Genomic DNA, 18,600 nt, shown 5'->3' on the forward strand with positions numbered 1-18,600 from the left:
TTTGTCGTCACCTTGTTGGTGTAATTAGATTTACTCCATTAAGCCCTAGAGCATCATTCGTCGAAACAGCCAATACGACAGGCTTGCCATTTCTTAACGTCGCTTTCGCTGCCATTAATACTGGAGAGTCTGTCATTGCATTTGCAAATTTACTCATAGAATTCCCTGTTAGTGGTGCAATTACCATACAATCTAGTGGAATTTTAGGTCCTAGTGGTTCTGCACCAACGATTGAATTAATTGCTTTAAAACCTGTTATTTCTTCAATCTTCTTAATCCACTCTGCTCCTTCTCCAAATCTAGTATTTGTTGATTGAACAGTGTAAGAAACAACAGGACGTACTTCTGCTCCCTCAGCAATTAATTTTTCTAAATGAGGCATTACTTCTTCGTACGTACAATGTGAACCTGTAAATCCGAAACCAATTCGTTTCCCCTTCAAACTCATTTCTTTTCCTCCTCCTTTGCAATTGCATCTGCTGCTAATAACTGAGAAAGAACATTTGCTAAAATTTGCCCAGCCGTTTTTGGGGCAACAATACCTGGTAATCCAGGTGCTAGCAATGCTTTGACTCCTCTTTTTTCCGCATATCTAAAGTCGGTACCGCCTGGTTTAGAAGCTAAATCAATCACTAACGTATGAGCTGGCATTTTTGCAATAACATTCGCTGTTACAACGAGATGCGGAATCGTATTAATTACAATATCGATATTTCCTACTTCTTTCTCTATGTCTTGCATATGAAAAGGAGAAAACATCATTTCTGTAATACGTGCAATATGTTCAGATCGTCTTGCTCCAACTTTGACATGGGCTCCTAATGATTGAAATGCTCTCGCAACACTCATTCCTGTTCTCCCAAATCCTAGAACCATTACATTGGACCCATGAATTGTATAGTCGGTATGTTGAATTACCATCATTAATGTACCTTCTACCGTTGGAATAGAATTGTATATTGCTACATCATCACGATCAAATAATTTAACAAGTTTTCGATTCGTAGTAGATACGAGATTTTCCAAGTAAGGTGTACCAATACCTGAATATATAGTAAAGTGTTCTGGTGTATTTTCAATTTGTTCTTTCGTTATTGAAACTTTTTCATTTGAAAAAATAGTATCTACTTCTCCTTTGGCATTTGTACCGGCAACCGGCAAAATAATTGCGTCTACAGAAGTGAAATCTAAATTTTGTATACTTTCTTTTGCTGCCCCTGTGAAACCATGATCTAACTGATCAAAACCTATCAAAGAAAGTTTCGCATCCAATTCAACTAGCTTACGAATTACTTCTAGCTGCCTTGCATCTCCTCCTATGACAGCAATATGCATCTCAGTCAACATTCCCTAATTCACCTTCTTTTTCTGTCATTTATAAGAAAAGTGCCTACTTTTTCTTTTTCCTCCACATCATATGTAATGTACGAGTTTATGGTGATTGAAAATCCAAATACACATATGATTTATCAGGTTTCTATGTAGATACAAAAAAAGATGACCAAAATGGCCATCCTTCACTCCGAATTTGAACGATCTATACTATCACAAAGAAGCATATCGTGTCCGACTTTCTTTATTTGACTCCATGCCACTCTTACTTCTTGTGGTTCCTTTTTAAAACCTCCCCACTTCCCTACAGGTATTATAAGTGTTTGTATTTGTCCGTCTTTCTCATTAATCTCTAAATCCATATAACCTAAGGCTCCCATTTTTTCCGCTTTTTCTATATCTACAACCTCTTTACCGCTTAATTCACTTAATCGCATACTCACTCCACTCCCCTACTAAATTTTTCATTTGCATTGTCTATAATTAGTACCTATTCTATATGTATAAAAAAAATAACCTTCTCTCATTTAAAAAGAGAGAAGGTTATTTTCAGATACATCGTAAAAGTTGATTATAGTTTTATTCCTTTTGGAAGTTTTCCATCTGGACTAATTAATGCTGCAGAGAATTCATCTGTAAACATGTTACGAATTAACCCATCTACATTTTCTTTTGTTACAGTGTTTACACTTTCGATAATCTCATCAAGTGAACGATGCTTACGAAGTAGCAATTCATTTTTACCATTACGGCTCATACGACTATTCGTACTTTCTAAACTTAACATTAAGTTTCCTTTTAATTGCTCTTTACTATTAATAAGCTCTTTTTCTGTAATACCTGTATTTTTCAATGTTTCTAATGTTTCTTGCATTGTTTCATACAGTGTATCTAATTGTTGACTACCTGTTCCACCATACAGTGTTAACATACCTGTATCTTCATAAGAAGAATGGTAAGAAAATACTGAGTAAGCTAACCCACGTTGCTCACGTACTTCTTGGAATAAACGGCTACTCATACTACCGCCTAAAACGTTATTTAATACAATTAAGTTATAAATATCTTCGTGTCCCATTTGTAAGCCTTTATATCCTAAACATAAATGAGCTTGTTCTGTTTCCTTTTTACGTGCTACTTTGTTAAAATGGAAAATTGGACTATGTACTTGTTCACGGTTTGTTGTTCCTTCATAACTACCGAAATATTGCTCTACCGTTTGTAAGAAGGCTTCATCAATATTTCCTGCAACTGAAACAACTACATTTTCAGGTGTATAATGATCCTTAATATATTGGCGTAGCGTATCACCTGTAAACGTATCAAGTGTTTCTTCTGTTCCTAAAATAGGATATCCAAGCGGATGCGTTTCATATGTTGCTTTCGTTAACATATCATGCACAATATCGTCTGGAGCATCTTCGTACATTTTAATTTCTTCACATACGACATTCTTCTCTTTTTTCAATTCTTCTTCATCAAATGTTGAATTAAAGAACATGTCAGCTAATACATCTAAAGCATATTTAGCATGTTCATCTAGCACTTTTGCATAGTAACAAGTGTACTCTTTTGAAGTAAAAGCATTCACTTGCCCACCAATACTATCAAATGATTCTGCAATTTCGCGTGCACTACGTGTTTCTGTCCCTTTAAAGAACATATGCTCTAAAAAGTGAGAAATCCCGTTATTTTTTTCATTTTCATTTCTTGATCCCGCATGGATCCAAATACCAATCGCAACCGATCTTACAGTTGGTATATTCTCCATAACTATTCTTACACCATTTTTACAAGTATATTTTTTAATCAAAAACTTTCCTCCTACTGCCAGTTTCTCTAAATAAGTGCTATTATTTAATGATAACAAGTTTAAGGATGAATGTCATGCAAATGTATTTAATCCACACGTTTTTCATCCAGTAATTCTGTTATATTCCCTACTTTATATCCTTGTTCCTTCAATTTTTTAATCATTGTATCTAATGCTTCTGCCGTTGACGAAGTAGGATGCATTAATACGATAGCACCTGGGTGTATTTTTCTCATTACTCTCTGCAATAGTACATCTGGCTCAGGTCGCTTCCAATCGATTGTATCGACAGTCCACATAATCGTTCCCATTTGGAAATCATCAGCGATTTTCACGACTTCATCCCGAAAACTTCCACTCGGCGGGGCAAACCATCTCACCTTTTGATTCGTAGCAGCTTCAATCATTCGATTTGTTTTTTGTAACTGCTCTCGTATTTCATCAGACGATAGCGTTTTCATATTAGGGTGCGTATAAGAATGATTTCCGACTTCTTGATTTGCATCGACAATCATTTTTGCAAATCGTAAATTTTCTTTCACCCAACGTCCTTCTAAAAAGAAAGTCGCCTTCACATCATGCTTTTTCAATATTTCTAATATACGAGGCAAATACTCGTTTCCCCATGCCACATTTATTGTTAATCCCACCATCTTTTTATTCGGATGCCCCCTATAAATTGGAGCAGGTGATAAATCTTCTAAGTGGACACTCGGTGATACTTCCTTAAATTCAAGGTGTTTTTGATCAAATTCCTTTAGCTTCTTCATATTGTTATAGGATGCTTCCATATCAACTTGTCTTCCATTATATCCTGGTGTTGCTTTCCATATCTTATCAATCATCGCATTTTGAGGTGCAATCTCATATTGTTTTGCATGCTTTTGAATTTCTTCATATAAGTTATCCTGTGCAAAAACAGAATAAGAGCCTAAACTGACATATAAAGAAAATATACATATGTATGCCAATATACGAACTTTCATATAAACCCTCCCAAATTAACTATATAAAAAAACATTTTTCTTCTTATCTTTGTTAATTTGAGCGTTATAATGAAAACTATACCTATACTGACATAAAAATATATATAAATCATATTTTTACATAACAAAAAAAGCCAGTTAAACTGGCTTTCGCTTATTGCTGCTCTTGTTTGTTTTCTTCTTTAGCAGCTTCTTTTTCTTGCTCTTCTTTTAGCAATACTTTTCTAGATAGATTAACACGACCTTGCTTGTCAATCTCGATAACTTTAACCGTAATTACGTCACCGATTTTTACAACGTCTTCTACTTTACCTACACGCTCAAGTGCAAGTTCAGAAATGTGAACTAATCCATCTTTACCGCTGAATAATTCAACGAAAGCACCGAATTTCTCAACACGTTTCACTTTTCCTTCGTAGATTTCACCTACTTGTACTTCGCGAACGATATCTTCGATAATTTTCTTAGCTTTGTCGTTCATTTCTTGGTTTATTGAAGAAATGAATACTGTGCCATCTTGCTCGATGTCAATTTTAACGCCAGTTTCTTCAATAATTTTATTGATTTGTTTACCGCTCGGTCCGATAACGTCACGGATTTTATCTGGATTAATTGTCATTGTAATAATCTTTGGAGCGTACGCTGATAATTCAGTGCGTGGCTCTGGAATAACAGATAACATATGATTTAGAATGTGCACACGACCAACTTTCGCTTGTTGTAATGCCTCTTCTAAAATTTCACGAGATAGACCATCGATTTTAATGTCCATTTGTAGTGCAGTTACACCTTGTGCTGTACCTGCTACTTTAAAGTCCATATCACCTAAATGATCTTCCATACCTTGAATATCAGATAAAATTGTGTAATGCTCACCAGTTTTAACTAGACCCATTGCAATACCTGCAACTGGAGCTTTAAGTGGAACACCAGCATCCATCATTGCTAAAGTACTACCACAAATACTTGCTTGTGAAGTAGAACCATTTGATTCTAAAACTTCAGATACAAGACGTACTGTGTATGGGAAATCTTTTTCAGATGGAATTACAGGCTCAAGTGCGCGTTCTCCTAGTGCACCGTGACCGATTTCACGACGACCTGGTCCACGCATTGGTCTAGTTTCACCAACACTAAATGATGGGAAATTGTAATGGTGCATAAAGCGTTTTGATTCTTCTACACCAAGACCATCTAAAATTTGCACATCGCCTAATGCACCTAATGTACAAATACTTAATGCTTGTGTTTGTCCACGAGTGAACAAACCAGAACCGTGTGTACGAGATAAAATGCCAACCTCTGATGCTAATGGACGGATTTCGTCACCTTTACGGCCATCTGGGCGGATTTTTTCAACTGTAATAAGACGACGTACTTCTTCTTTTACAATTTTATATAAAATCTCATTTACTTGTCCTAATGTATCAGCGTCAGCTTCCTGCGCTTCGTAATGCTCAATAACACGCTTTTTCACTTCGTTAATTGCATCTTCACGTGCATGTTTCTCATGTACTTGAATTGCTGAATGCATATCTTCTTCAGCCATTTCACGTACAGCTTGGTTAAGATCAGCGTCAACTTCATAAAGTTTCACTTCTGATTTCTCTTTACCTACAGCTTGTACAATCTCTTCTTGGAATGCAATTAGACGTTTAATTTCGTCATGACCAAACATAATTGCTTCTAACATTGTTTCCTCAGGCACTTGATCTGCTCCTGCTTCAACCATGTTAATTGCATCTTTCGTACCAGCTACAACAAGGTGAATATCACTTTGTTCTTGCTGTTCTACTGTTGGGTTGATAACGAATTCGCCGTTAATACGACCAACTGTTGCACCCGCGATTGGACCTTCAAATGGAATATCTGAAATCGATAACGCTAATGAAGAACCAAGCATAGCTGCCATTTCAGAAGAACAATCTTGATCAACACTCATTACGATGCTGACAACTTGTACTTCGTTACGGAAACCATCTGCGAAAAGTGGACGGATTGGACGGTCGATTAAACGACTTGCCAAAATTGCTTTTTCACTTGGACGACCTTCACGTTTAATGAAACCGCCAGGAATTTTTCCGACTGCATATAAACGCTCTTCATAGTTTACTGTAAGTGGGAAGAAATCTACATTTTTTGCTTCTTTTGATGCAGTTGCTGTAGATAGAACCGCTGTATCGCCATATCTTACTAATACTGCTCCGTTCGCTTGTTTTGCAAGCTGACCAGTTTCAACTGTTAGCTGGCGACCAGCTAAATCTATCGAGAAGACTTGCTTTTCTTGACTCATTTAAGTACCCCTCTCAATTTAAAGTATTCAATTCTTCTATGTAAATGGATAGTATATCACAATATTCTACCTCTAGTATTGCCTAAAATTAAGTAAGCTATAAAGCGTAGAAGATATATTTTTACCTAACAAAAAAGCGGGAATATTCCCGCTTCTTTGACTATCGACGTAAGCCAAGCTTTGTGATTAATTCACGGTAACGTGTGATATCGCTATTACGAAGGTAAGTTAGTAAGTTACGACGTTTACCAACCATCTTTAATAGACCACGACGTGAATGATGATCTTTCTTGTGAGTACGTAAGTGCTCGTTTAGAGTGTTAATTTGCTCCGTTAGGACAGCAATTTGAACCTCTGGAGAACCAGTATCAGTCTCATGAGTTCTAAATTGTGCAATGATTTCATTTTTACGCTCTTGTGTTAAAGCCATCCTATTTCACCTCCTATTAATTAAACCCCCAATTACCTAGCAAGCGTCGGTGAGTCGCAATGCCAAGCAATGGTTGTCATAAAGTACATAACATAGAATACTACTTTTCATTTGAAAAAGCAAGTATATTCTTTTCGCTCACAAAATATTCTTGGGCTGTTTTCTTATCTTTTGCGATTTGTTCAACTAACTCATCAATACCGTTGAATTTCTTTTCTGCTCTTATACGCATATGCCACTCTACTGTAACATTTTGATCGTATATATCTTTGTTAAATTCAAATAAATGCACTTCAATTGATAATTGACGCTCATCTTCTTTAAAAGTCGGTTTATATCCAATATTACATACACCATCGTACCATTCACCGTGAACTTTTAATCTCACTGCATAAACACCTACAGGTGGCAATAAATACTCATCACTTAAACCTACATTAGCTGTTGGAAAACCAATTTGACGTCCACGTTTGTCGCCGTGTATAACTGTTCCCGCTACAGTATAGGCTCTACCTAAAATAGATGGAATTTGCTCCATTTCGCCATTTCGAATTAACTTTCGTAATGCTGTAGAACTTACTTTCTCTTCTTGAAATTCAACTTTTTCAATCACAGTCTGTGTAAACTCCCCTCTTGCATGAAATGGTAAAGTCTCCATCTTTCCTTTTCCTAAACGTCCATATGAATAATCAAACCCTGCTACTACATGCTTTACATTTAAACCAATAATATAATCATCTACAAATTGTTGCGGTAATAACCCTGCAAATGATTCATCAAATTTAATTACATATAATATATCGATTCCTAAGCTTTCGACTATTTTTTCTTTATCGCGCATCGGTGTAATATACTCCACATGCGCATCCTTTTTTCCTAAAACAACAGATGGATGAGGATGAAATGTCATAACTGCACTTTTATATCCTCGGTCGTCCGCTATTTTTTTCGCAGTTCGAATTACACATTGATGTCCTAAATGAATGCCATCAAAAAATCCTAATGCCATTACAGTAGGTGGTAATTCTAATTTATTTTGTTCATGTGGATGAGTTAAATGAATAAGTTTCACGCTTGAATTCACCTTTTTCTGTAATAATCCTTCCAATAATTCATTATAGCTTTAGTTCTTGATTATTCACAAGTACTTTCATCGGCTTTAACATACCAGGATGTTTCGGATGATGTTCATAAATTGCTAAGCAACGATCATTTTTATCAAACACTGTAATAAATGGTGCTGTTATTTCTAATTCATTTTTTAAGAACATACCATTCTTTATTTTCTCTGCTTGCTTTTCATCTACAACCATTTTTGGAAACTTACTTAATGCTTCATCAATTGAAATGAAGATAGACTCTACTGTTCCATTTTGCACGTTTTCTTCAATTTCTTCAAATGATATGCAATCTTCTAATAAAAATTCACCAGATGCCGTTCTTATAAGGTGCGACATATGTGATGGGAAACCAAGTTTTTCCCCGATCATTACAGCTAACGTTCTTACATATGTTCCTTTACTACACGTTACACGGAAACGGAATGAAATATTTTCTCCTTCAAAAACTTCACGATCATCAAGTAATATGAATTCATGAATTGTAATTGTACGAACTGGACGTTCCACCTCTTGCCCTGCTCTTGCATATTCGTATAATTTTTTCCCGTTTACTTTTACAGCCGAGAACATTGGTGGCATTTGTTCAATCGTGCCTGTTAATTCCGCAAGGACTTTCTCTACTTCCTTACGAGTAATAGTACGATCTACATTTTTCGTTTCAACAACCTCACCAGAAGCATCTTCAGTTGTCGTTGAAAACCCTAATGTTACTTCACCTTCATATGTTTTCGTTTCACTTGTTAAAAATTGTGCAATTTTCGTTGCTCTTCCAACGCAAATTGGTAATACTCCTGTTACATCAGGGTCTAATGTTCCCGTATGACCAATTCTCTTTTCTCGCAATATCTTTCTTAATTTAAATACACAATCATGTGATGTCATGCCTTTTGGCTTATGTAATAATACTACACCTTCCATATATGTTCACCTCATCATAATTCTCTCGTAGTAAATATCCAAAACTTATTTTGCATTGAAAAAATGGATAGACAAATGTCTATCCATTATTCTTCACGTTTACCGTCTTTATTAATTTCATGTAAAAGTGTATCAATTCGATGACCATATCCGATAGACTCATCAAACTCAAAGGTAATTTCTGGTGTTTTACGAAGACGAATACGTTGGCCAATTTCTGAACGAATAAAGCCTTTTGCCTTCGCTAAACCTTTTAAAGTATTTTCTTTCTGTTCTTCATCACCTAAAACAGAAATATATACTTTAGCAATTTGTAAATCACCACTCACTTGTACATCAGTTACTGTAACAAATCCAATACGTGGGTCTTTAATTTTACGACTGATAATGTCGCCTAATTCTTTTTTCATTTGCTCGCCCACACGGTTCGCACGTAATTTCATAACTCTTCACCTCATTCAATACCATTCCAAATGTGTTATTGTACGTTCAATTTCAGGAAATGAATCGATGTACTCAAGTACACGATTCATTTCTTTCTCACAGATAACACGATTTGAGGATACGGAAACAACTGCAATTTCTGTACGTTGCCATACATCTTGGTGCCCAACTTCAGAAACAGCTACATTATAGCGCTGTTTTACACGAGTTAACACACGTTGTAAAATTGCACGTTTCTCTTTTAAAGAATGCACATCGTAAATCATACACTCGAATGAGAGTGAAGCGATAATCATCGCTTCACTTCTTCCATAATGTACGCTTCAATGATGTCCCCTTCTTTAAGATCATTATATCTCTCAATTGTAATACCACACTCATAGTTTTGTGCAACTTCTTTTACGTCGTCTTTGAAACGTTTTAACGTATCAAGTTGTCCTTCGAAAATTACTACGCCGTCACGGATAATACGTACGCCACTATCACGCGTAATTTTACCGTCTGTTACGTAACAACCTGCGATTGTTCCAACTTTTGTTACTTTAAACGTTTGACGAACTTCTGCTTGACCGATTACTTTTTCTTCGAATTCTGGATCAAGCATACCTTGCATAGCTGCTTCAATCTCCTCGATTACTTTATAAATAATACGGTGTAAACGAATATCAACGTTCTCTAATTCAGCTGTACGCTTCGCGTTCACATCTGGACGTACGTTAAATCCAATTACAATTGCATTAGATGCAGAAGCTAAAATGATATCAGATTCTGTAATCGCACCTACACCAGTGTGAATGATTTTAACTTTTACGCCTTCAACATCAATTTTACGAAGTGATGCTGCCATCGCTTCAACAGAACCTTGTACGTCTGCTTTTACGATTAAGTTAATTTCTTTTACATCGCCCTCTTGGATTTGTTGGAATAAATCTTCAAGGCTTAATTTAGATTTCTCACCACGTTGTGCAACTAACGCTTCTTGTGCACGTGATTCACCAATTTGACGAGCTTTCTTCTCATCAGCAAATGCCATGAAACGATCTCCAGCCTGTGGTACTTCGTTTAAACCAGTAATTTCAACAGGAGTTGATGGACCAGCAACTTTTACACGACGACCAATATCACTTACCATTGCACGAACACGTCCGAATGAAGTTCCAACAACGATTGGATCTCCAACTCGAAGCGTACCATTTTGAACAAGTAATGTCGCGATAGTTCCTTTACCTTTATCAAGCTGTGCTTCGATTACTGTACCAGTTGCATAGCGGTTTGGATTTGCTTTATATTCTTCTACTTCACTTACAAGAAGGATCATTTCTAGTAAGTTGTCAATGCCTTCGCCTTGAATTGCAGAAATTGGTACGAAAATAGTATCTCCGCCCCAAGCTTCTGGAACTAATTCATATTCAGTTAGTTCTTGCATTACGCGATCAGGGTTTGCAGCTGGTTTATCCATTTTATTCACAGCAACAATAATTGGTACTCCTGCTGCCTTCGCATGGTTAATTGCTTCAACCGTTTGTGGCATAACACCGTCATCCGCTGCAACAACAAGGATTGTAATATCCGTTACTTGTGCCCCACGAGCACGCATCGTTGTAAATGCTGCGTGACCAGGTGTATCTAAGAATGTAATCTTCTTATCGTTTACTTCAACTTGATATGCACCGATATGCTGAGTAATTCCACCCGCTTCGCCTGCAGTTACTTTTGAGTTACGAATAGAATCCAGTAATGTTGTTTTACCATGGTCAACGTGTCCCATGATTGTAACTACAGCTGGACGTTCTTTTAAGTTCTCTTCATCATCTTGCTCATCAATGAATGTTTCAAACTCAGTCTCGCTTACAATTACTTCTTCTTCTACTTCAATACCGTAGTCGTTAGCAATTAACTCAATTGTATCTTTATCCAAGTCTTGGTTAATTGTTGCCATAATTCCAAGCATGAAGAGCTTCTTAATAATTTCAGATGGCTCTTTGCTTAATTTTTTAGCAAGATCTCCTACTGTAAGGCTTCCAGAGAAAGTAATTTTATCTGGTGTTTCTACAATTTGAGTTTGTTGTCTACCAGCAAAGTTCTCTTGACGTTTGTCTTCGTTTCCTTTGCCTTTTTTCTTTTTCTTATTGCTGTTCTTTTTACTGCGAACAACTTTTTCTTCTACTTCAAACTCATCTGCAACAGAAGGTTTTTCAGTTTGATATTCATTATCTAATTTATTTACTACTTCATCGTCTAACATTGTCATATGATTCGAAACCTCGATATTCATTTCTTTTAGTTTTGTCATAAGATCTTTACTTGAGATATTATGTTTTTTTGCATATTCATGCACTCGAATTTTACTCATACCTTCACCCCCGGTAATTTGTATCGAGCATGCTACGCAGCTTTTTCGCAAAGCCTACATCTAACACAGCTACAACGACTCGCTCATCTCTCCCAATCGCATGCCCTAATTGTTGTCGATTTTCGACCTTTCTCATTGGTACGTTGTAGTACGTAGTTTTATCTGTGATGCGTTTTGTAGTATTTACTGACGCATCTTCAGATAGCAATACAAGTTTTGCTTTGCCACTTCGTACTTCTTTTAAAACGAGTTCTTCACCCGAAATAATTTTCCGAGCCCGGTTTGCTAGTCCTAAAAACGATTTCCAATCGGACACTTATTTCGACTCCTTCTCAACAAGCTCAAGAAGCTCTTCATATAAAGAACCGTCGATTTTCGCTTTTAGATGATGTTCCAAAACATTTTTCTTTTGAGCTTGAAGAATGCTCTCCTTGTCCTTCGACAAGTAAGCACCTCGTCCTGATTTTTTCCCAGTTAAATCAATGGACACTTCTCCCTCTTTGGAACGAACAATGCGAACGAGCTCTCGTTTTGATTTCATTTCTTGCGTTGCAACACATTTTCGTAACGGAACTTTTCGATTGCTCATACTCATCACCTCTATTCGATTTCGTCTTCCACTGAATCGAATCCAAATGCGATTACGCTATCTTCTTCTGTTACAATACCAAGTTGTTTCGCATCAGACTCACTCTTAATATCAATTTTCCAGCCTGTTAATTTAGCTGCAAGACGTGCATTTTGTCCACGCTTACCGATAGCTAATGATAACTGGTGGTCTGGAACAACTACTGTTGTCGCTTTTTCTTCTTCATCTACAAGTACTTTAACAACTTGTGATGGGCTTAATGCATTTGCAACATATTCAACTGGATCATTTGACCAGCGGACGATGTCAATTTTTTCACCTTTTAATTCGTCTACAATGCGTTGTACACGTTGCCCTTTTGGTCCTACACAAGAACCAACTGGATCAACATCAGTGTTCTCTGCATATACAGAGATCTTAGAGCGATCGCCAGCTTCACGTGCTACAGAACGAATTTCTACAGTTCCATCATAGATTTCAGGAACTTCCATTTCGAATAAACGTTTTAAAAGACCAGGATGTGTACGTGATACGTAAATTTGTGGTCCTTTTGTCGTTTTTTCTACTTTCGTAATGAATACGCGAATACGATCATGTGGTTTGTATTGCTCATTAGGCATTTGCTCACTTACAGGTAATAAAGCTTCTACTTTTCCTAAGCTTACATAAATGAAACGAGCATCTTGACGTTGTACAATACCTACCATAATATCTTCTTCACGGTCACTAAACTCAGAGTAAATAACACCGCGCTCTGCTTCACGCACTCGTTGTGTGACAACTTGTTTTGCAGTTTGTGCTGCAATACGACCAAAGTCTTTTGGTGTTACTTCAATTTCTAGTACGTCACCATCTTGGTAGTTTGGATTAATTTGTCTTGCTTCCTCTACAGAAATTTCAAGACGTGGATCAAACACATTGTCTACTACGTCTTTACGTGCTAAAACTTGAATTGTTCCCACTTCTGGGTTAAAGCTCACACGAACGTTTTGTGCTTGATTAAAATTGCGCTTATAAGCAGAGATTAAAGCTGCTTCAATCGCATCAATAATAATGTCTTTGCTAATGCCTTTTTCAGATTCTAATACGAGCAAAGCATCTAATAACTCAGTGCTCATGAAGATCCCCCTTCTAACTAAAACGTAACAGCAAGTCGCGCATTTGCGACTTTATCCATCGAAATTTGGATTTCTTTTTTACGTGTTTTAATTGTTAATAATAATGTTATTGTTGTACCATCGTAAGAAAGCAGTTTTCCTTCAAACATCTTTTCACCATCAATCGGCTCATATGTTTTAATTGCCACTTGTTTTCCTACCGCTTGCTGGAAGTCTTTTTCTTTCTTTAATGGGCGTTCCGCTCCAGGAGATGATACATCCAAAAAGTAAAGATGAGGAATTGGATCCTCTTTATCTAAAGCTTCGCTTAAACGTTCACTTACCGCACCGCATTCTTCAATGTCGACTCCCTTTTCAGAATCGATGAATACGCGTAAGAACCAGTCTTGTCCTTCTTTCACATACTCTACATCTACAAGTTCAAGATTTAACTCTTCAACGATCGGCTGCGCAAATGCTTCTACAACTTCTGTGACTTTCTTATCCATAAACAGCCTCCTTCCTGCCGTCATGTACCATTTAAAAGAAGAAGACCCCGCCACTTTAAAAACGGTCTATCTTATTCTTTCTCGTTAGCTAACAAAAGCCCCTGCTGTTCAGCAGGGATTATCTGTCTTAGTATTACCAAATTTAAGAAGTAAAACTTGTAACAAAATATGTATATACGACAGAAATCTTTTACCTATCTACGTAGAGAAAACATAGATAGTAACACGAAAGAGTGGGTTTCCCCACTCTTTTCTTTACACAATATACATGACATGGTTATCTCGGTTAATAGTATATCATAGGAAATGTTGATTTGCAAAGACTTTTCCTACCTACTAGAACAGTGATAACTGGTTTTGATCCGGTAAATCTCCTAAACAACCTTGACTATCTAAATACTCAATAATTGTTTTCGAAACCTTACTACGCTGCTGCAAGTCCTCTTTTGATAAGAAGTCTCCATTTTTACGTGCTTCCACAATACTTAAAGCTGCGTTTGTACCAAGACCAGGTACCGCATTAAATGGAGGAATTAATGTGTCTCCATCAATAATAAATTCTGTTGCATGTGAGCGGTATAAATCCACCTTTTGGAATGAGTATCCACGCTCACACATTTCAAGTGTCATTTCTAGTACTGTTAATAAACTTTTCTCTTTCGGCGCTGCATCCAATCCTTTTTGAGCAATTTCATCAATTCTTGCACGTATAGATGCTGAACCTTTCGCCATTGCCTCTACATCAAAATCATCTGCACGAACTGTAAAATATGCGGCATAGAATAACAGTGCAAAATGTACTTTAAAGTATGCGATACGTACAGCCATAAGTACGTAAGCAGCCGCATGGGCTTTAGGGAACATGTATTTAATCTTCTTACATGAATCAATATACCAACCTGGTACATTATTATTTTTCATGTCTTCTTCCCATTCTTCCGGTACACCTTTACCTTTACGAACCGACTCCATGATTTTGAAGGCTAATGATGGATCTAGACCTTGATAGATTAAATATACCATGATGTCATCACGACAACCGATAACTTCGCTCAGCGTACATGTACCGTTATAAATTAACTCGTTTGCATTACCAAGCCATACGTCAGTACCATGTGATAGTCCAGAAATTTGGACTAACTCTGAGAATGTCGTCGGTTTTGTCTCTTCTAACATCTGTCTTACGAATTTTGTACCAAACTCTGGTATACCAAGTGTACCTGTTTTACAGTTAATTTGCTCTTCCGTTACCCCTAACGATTCTGGACCAGAGAAAATTTTCATTACTTCTGGATCATCCGTTGGGATTGTTTTCGGATCAATACCACTTAAATCTTGTAACATACGAATAACGGTCGGATCATCGTGTCCTAGTATATCAAGTTTTAATAAATTATCATGAATCGAGTGGAAATCAAAATGCGTTGTTCTCCATTCAGCACCAATTGAATCAGCTGGGTACTGTATTGGTGAGAAATCAAAGATATCCATGTAATCTGGCACAACGATAATACCGCCTGGATGCTGTCCTGTTGTACGTTTTACACCGGTACACCCTGCTACTAAGCGATCAATCTCTGCATTTCGAATCGTTAAGTTATGATCATTTGCATAACCTTTTACATATCCGTAAGCAGTTTTTTCCGCAACTGTACCAATCGTTCCTGCACGATATACATAGTCTTCACCGAACAGTACTTTCGTATAGTTATGGGCACGTGGTTGGTATTCCCCGGAGAAGTTCAAATCGATATCGGGCACCTTATCTCCTTTAAATCCAAGGAACGTTTCGAAAGGAATGTCATGTCCATCTTTTACATATGGAATATTACAAGCAGGACATTCTTTATCTGGTAAGTCAAAACCAGAACCTACAGAACCATCATTAAAGAATTCTGATTGCTTACACTTCGGACATACATAGTGTGGTGGTAATGGGTTTACTTCTGTAATTTCCATCATCGTTGCAACAAATGATGACCCTACCGATCCACGCGAACCTACTAGATATCCGTCTACTAACGATTTCTTCACAAGCTTATGTGAAATTAAATAAATTACGGCGAATCCATGCCCAATAATACTTTTTAATTCTTTTTCTAAACGTGCTTCTACAATTTCCGGTAGCTCTTCACCATAAATGCTACGCGCCATTTTATAACTCATATCACGCGTTTCATCATCAGCACCTTCAATTTTCGGTGTGTATAGATCGTCTTTTACTGGATGCACATCACCAATTAATGACGCAATCTTTTGTGTATTTGTTACAACAACTTCTTTCGCTTTGTCTTCACCTAAGAATGAAAAACATTCTAACATCTCATCAGTTGTACGGAAATGTACTGGCGGTAATGAATGTCGATTTAACGGATTGGCTCCGCCCTGCGAACTGACTAAAATTTTACGATACATCGCATCCTCAGGGTCTAAATAATGCACGTTTCCTGTAGCAACAACTGGTTTATCTAACGTCTCACCTAGTTTTACTAAGTTAGAAATAATTGTTTTTAATTGACCTTCGTCTCGAACAAGCTCACGTTCTACTAAATGACGCAACACCTCTGGAGGCATTACTTCAATGTAATCATAGAACTGGGCAATTTCTTCTACCTCTTCAGGTGCCTTTTGCATCATTGCCTCGAACACTTCACCTTTATCACAAGCCGTTCCTACTAAAATCCCTTCACGATATTTTTTTAATAGTGATCTCGGCACACGTGGTACACGGTAAAAGTAATTAAGGTGAGAATATGAAACAAGTTTATATAAATTTTTCAATCCAACATCTGATGTGGCAAGTAACGTCATATGACTTGGACGGCCACGCTTATACGCATCCCCTTGTCCCATGCTATCATTTAATTGATCGTGATATTCAAATCCCTTTTCAATTACGTCTTTCAACATTTTCACAAGTAAATATCCCGTCGCTTCTGTATCATAAATCGCACGGTGATGTTGTGTTAATTCAATATCAAGTTTTTTACACATCGTATTTAATCGATGATTTTTCATTTCTGGGAATAAAAATCGTGCAAGTTCTAACGTATCAATAACTGGATTATTCGTTTTTTCTAGTCCAGCCTTTTTAAAACCTACGTTAATAAAGCCCATATCAAAGCTCGCGTTATGGGCAACAAGTGTATGGTCGCCCATCCATTCCTCAAACTTTTTAAACACTTCGTCCACTTCAGGTGCATCAGTTAACATATCATCCGTAATACCTGTCAATTCAATAATCGTCGCTGATAATGGTTGATGTGGATTTGCGAAAGATTCAAAGCGATCAATAATTTCGCCACCCTTTACTTTTACGGCAGCCAACTCAATGACTGTATCGTATACAGCTGATAAACCTGTCGTCTCAACGTCGAAAACAACATACGTTTCCTCTGCAAGTAAACGATGCGCTTCGTTATACGCTATCGGTACACCATCATTAACTAGATTTGCTTCTACACCATATATAACTTTAACACCAGCCTTCTTCCCTGCAGAATACGCCTCTGGGAAGGACTGAGCCACGGCATGATCTGTAACCGCGATAGCCTCATGTCCCCATTTACCAGCTTGAGCAACAAGCTTAGAAACTGGAGTGACAGCGTCCATTTGACTCATCGGAGTATGGAGATGCAGCTCTACTCGTTTTTCGCCTTCTGGTGCTTTATCTTTACGAGACGGTCCTGTTATTTCATTAATATCATTTGCAATCATTACTAAATCTCGAACGAATGTATCGTTTTGAACAGAACCACGCGCTTTCACCCACATTCCTTTTTTCAAGGATTGCAGCATTGGAATATCTTCTTTGTCACGCGAGAACATTTTGATCATAATAGAATCCGTATAATCCGTTATTTTTAAAGTTAATAACGTACGCCCACTACGAAGCTCTTTTGTTTCTACATGGAAGACATATCCTTGAACCGTTTTTCTTCTTTCTTCATCTTGAATTTCTCGCATCGGTGTAATCTCTTCATCTGGCTTAATAAGATACCCGAGTGTAATCGGTCCTTCATACACAACGCTGCTTTCTTCAGCTTGCTTCTTCGCCATTTCTTCCATAGCTTGTATAACACGCTCACGGTCTTCTTGCTGCGTTTGTTCACGAAACTTTTGCATTTCTTCTGTATTTTGCTGTATATGTGTGTCTAACTGAAAACGCGGGAATCCAAAAACTTCGTATTGATCCCCTACTGGTTTCGCAACGTTTTTCTTTAAAGCCGTAGACTCCAGCTCGTTATTTACATTTATTAACAACTTCACTCCATTCACCTGTGGAAGCTGCTTCTTTAAGTATGCGAACATAGGTGAAAATGTAATTCGTTCCGTACAAAGCGGCCAATACGCCCTCACTTCTTCTTCTGTAAATTGTTTATTCTCTGTTTCTAATGCAAATGTTGTTCTTGCAATATGAGAAAATGATTGCTTAAGCTTTGTTTCTAGCAATTCATATAATTCTGTAGGCAAAATACGTGGCACTTGTAAATCAAAATGCCAACTTTTATTCGCTTTATCAATAACGAGCCTTTCAATACCACCGCCTTGTAAATATTGATTTATAAGGTCGTCTGGTATTTGCAACTGCTGGAGCAAAATTTGAAATCGCTCTTGTTGTTCATTTGTTAAAGACATAAGCACTCTCCTTCCATTTGCTATTATAAATTGAAACGTACCACAAAGAAAGATTTCTCACCTCTTCTTTTACAAAA

At 37.1% G+C, this 18,600-nt stretch carries 16 protein-coding genes and 1 pseudogene; all 17 read right to left on the reverse strand.

Annotated features, from left to right (window positions below):
* Positions 1-22: 22 nt before the first annotated feature.
* Positions 23-448 (reverse strand): annotated as a pseudogene (dpaB, locus tag D1166_RS06720) (dipicolinate synthase subunit B); the annotation flags it as partial.
* Positions 445-1,347 (reverse strand): dipicolinic acid synthetase subunit A, encoded by a 903-nt coding sequence (dpaA, locus tag D1166_RS06725; protein ID WP_000954735.1) that lies wholly within the window; start codon positions 1,345-1,347, stop codon positions 445-447. The pseudogene dpaB and the gene dpaA, both read right to left, overlap by 4 nt.
* 170 nt (positions 1,348-1,517) lie before the next feature.
* On the reverse strand, positions 1,518-1,769 hold the full coding sequence (locus D1166_RS06730) for a YlmC/YmxH family sporulation protein (protein WP_001239756.1): 252 nt from the start codon (positions 1,767-1,769) through the stop codon (positions 1,518-1,520).
* A gap of 134 nt (positions 1,770-1,903) precedes the next feature.
* Positions 1,904-3,145 carry a M16 family metallopeptidase gene (locus D1166_RS06735; RefSeq protein ID WP_000592989.1) on the reverse strand — a complete coding sequence of 414 codons (1,242 nt, stop codon included), beginning with the start codon at positions 3,143-3,145 and terminating at the stop codon, positions 1,904-1,906.
* A gap of 86 nt (positions 3,146-3,231) precedes the next feature.
* Positions 3,232-4,131: a polysaccharide deacetylase family protein gene (locus D1166_RS06740; RefSeq protein ID WP_000868232.1), complete on the reverse strand. Its 900-nt coding sequence runs from the start codon at positions 4,129-4,131 to the stop codon at positions 3,232-3,234.
* A gap of 154 nt (positions 4,132-4,285) precedes the next feature.
* Positions 4,286-6,424 carry a polyribonucleotide nucleotidyltransferase gene (gene pnp, locus D1166_RS06745; protein ID WP_000076737.1) on the reverse strand — a complete coding sequence of 713 codons (2,139 nt, stop codon included), beginning with the start codon at positions 6,422-6,424 and terminating at the stop codon, positions 4,286-4,288.
* A gap of 160 nt (positions 6,425-6,584) precedes the next feature.
* The gene (gene rpsO, locus D1166_RS06750) at positions 6,585-6,854 is read right to left on the reverse strand and encodes a 30S ribosomal protein S15 (RefSeq protein ID WP_001229392.1); all 270 of its coding nucleotides are present in this window, start codon (positions 6,852-6,854) and stop codon (positions 6,585-6,587) included.
* A 100-nt stretch (positions 6,855-6,954) separates the two neighbouring features.
* On the reverse strand, positions 6,955-7,926 hold the full coding sequence (gene ribF / locus D1166_RS06755; protein ID WP_000766704.1) for a bifunctional riboflavin kinase/FAD synthetase: 972 nt from the start codon (positions 7,924-7,926) through the stop codon (positions 6,955-6,957).
* A 43-nt stretch (positions 7,927-7,969) separates the two neighbouring features.
* Complete coding sequence (truB, locus tag D1166_RS06760; RefSeq protein ID WP_000399348.1) at positions 7,970-8,893, reverse strand: tRNA pseudouridine(55) synthase TruB; 924 nt, start codon at positions 8,891-8,893, stop codon at positions 7,970-7,972.
* Between the two features lie 86 nt (positions 8,894-8,979).
* The gene (gene rbfA, locus D1166_RS06765; RefSeq protein ID WP_000776437.1) at positions 8,980-9,336 is read right to left on the reverse strand and encodes a 30S ribosome-binding factor RbfA; all 357 of its coding nucleotides are present in this window, start codon (positions 9,334-9,336) and stop codon (positions 8,980-8,982) included.
* 15 nt (positions 9,337-9,351) lie between these two features.
* Positions 9,352-9,633 (reverse strand): DUF503 domain-containing protein, encoded by a 282-nt coding sequence (locus tag D1166_RS06770; RefSeq protein ID WP_000582367.1) that lies wholly within the window; start codon positions 9,631-9,633, stop codon positions 9,352-9,354.
* On the reverse strand, positions 9,630-11,690 hold the full coding sequence (gene infB / locus D1166_RS06775; protein ID WP_000036343.1) for a translation initiation factor IF-2: 2,061 nt from the start codon (positions 11,688-11,690) through the stop codon (positions 9,630-9,632). Before infB ends, D1166_RS06770 begins: the two co-directional genes overlap by 4 nt.
* Positions 11,691-11,694: 4 nt before the next feature.
* Entirely contained in the window at positions 11,695-12,006 is a 312-nt protein-coding gene (locus tag D1166_RS06780; RefSeq protein WP_001286524.1) for a YlxQ family RNA-binding protein, read from the reverse strand.
* On the reverse strand, positions 12,007-12,279 hold the full coding sequence (rnpM, locus tag D1166_RS06785; RefSeq protein WP_000071127.1) for an RNase P modulator RnpM: 273 nt from the start codon (positions 12,277-12,279) through the stop codon (positions 12,007-12,009). It abuts the gene before it with no gap.
* 11 nt (positions 12,280-12,290) lie between these two features.
* A complete protein-coding gene (gene nusA, locus D1166_RS06790; RefSeq protein ID WP_000102604.1) occupies positions 12,291-13,397 on the reverse strand; it encodes a transcription termination factor NusA in 1,107 nt (368 codons plus the stop codon).
* Between the two features lie 17 nt (positions 13,398-13,414).
* Entirely contained in the window at positions 13,415-13,885 is a 471-nt protein-coding gene (gene rimP, locus D1166_RS06795; protein WP_000359096.1) for a ribosome maturation factor RimP, read from the reverse strand.
* Positions 13,886-14,221: 336 nt separating this feature from the next.
* Entirely contained in the window at positions 14,222-18,523 is a 4,302-nt protein-coding gene (locus tag D1166_RS06800) for a PolC-type DNA polymerase III (protein WP_000060005.1), read from the reverse strand.
* Positions 18,524-18,600: the final 77 nt, after the last annotated feature.

Origin of the sequence: Bacillus sp. ISO11 (genome assembly GCF_003458115.1) — a bacterium.
In the GTDB taxonomy this organism is placed as follows: domain Bacteria; phylum Bacillota; class Bacilli; order Bacillales; family Bacillaceae_G; genus Bacillus_A; species Bacillus_A cereus.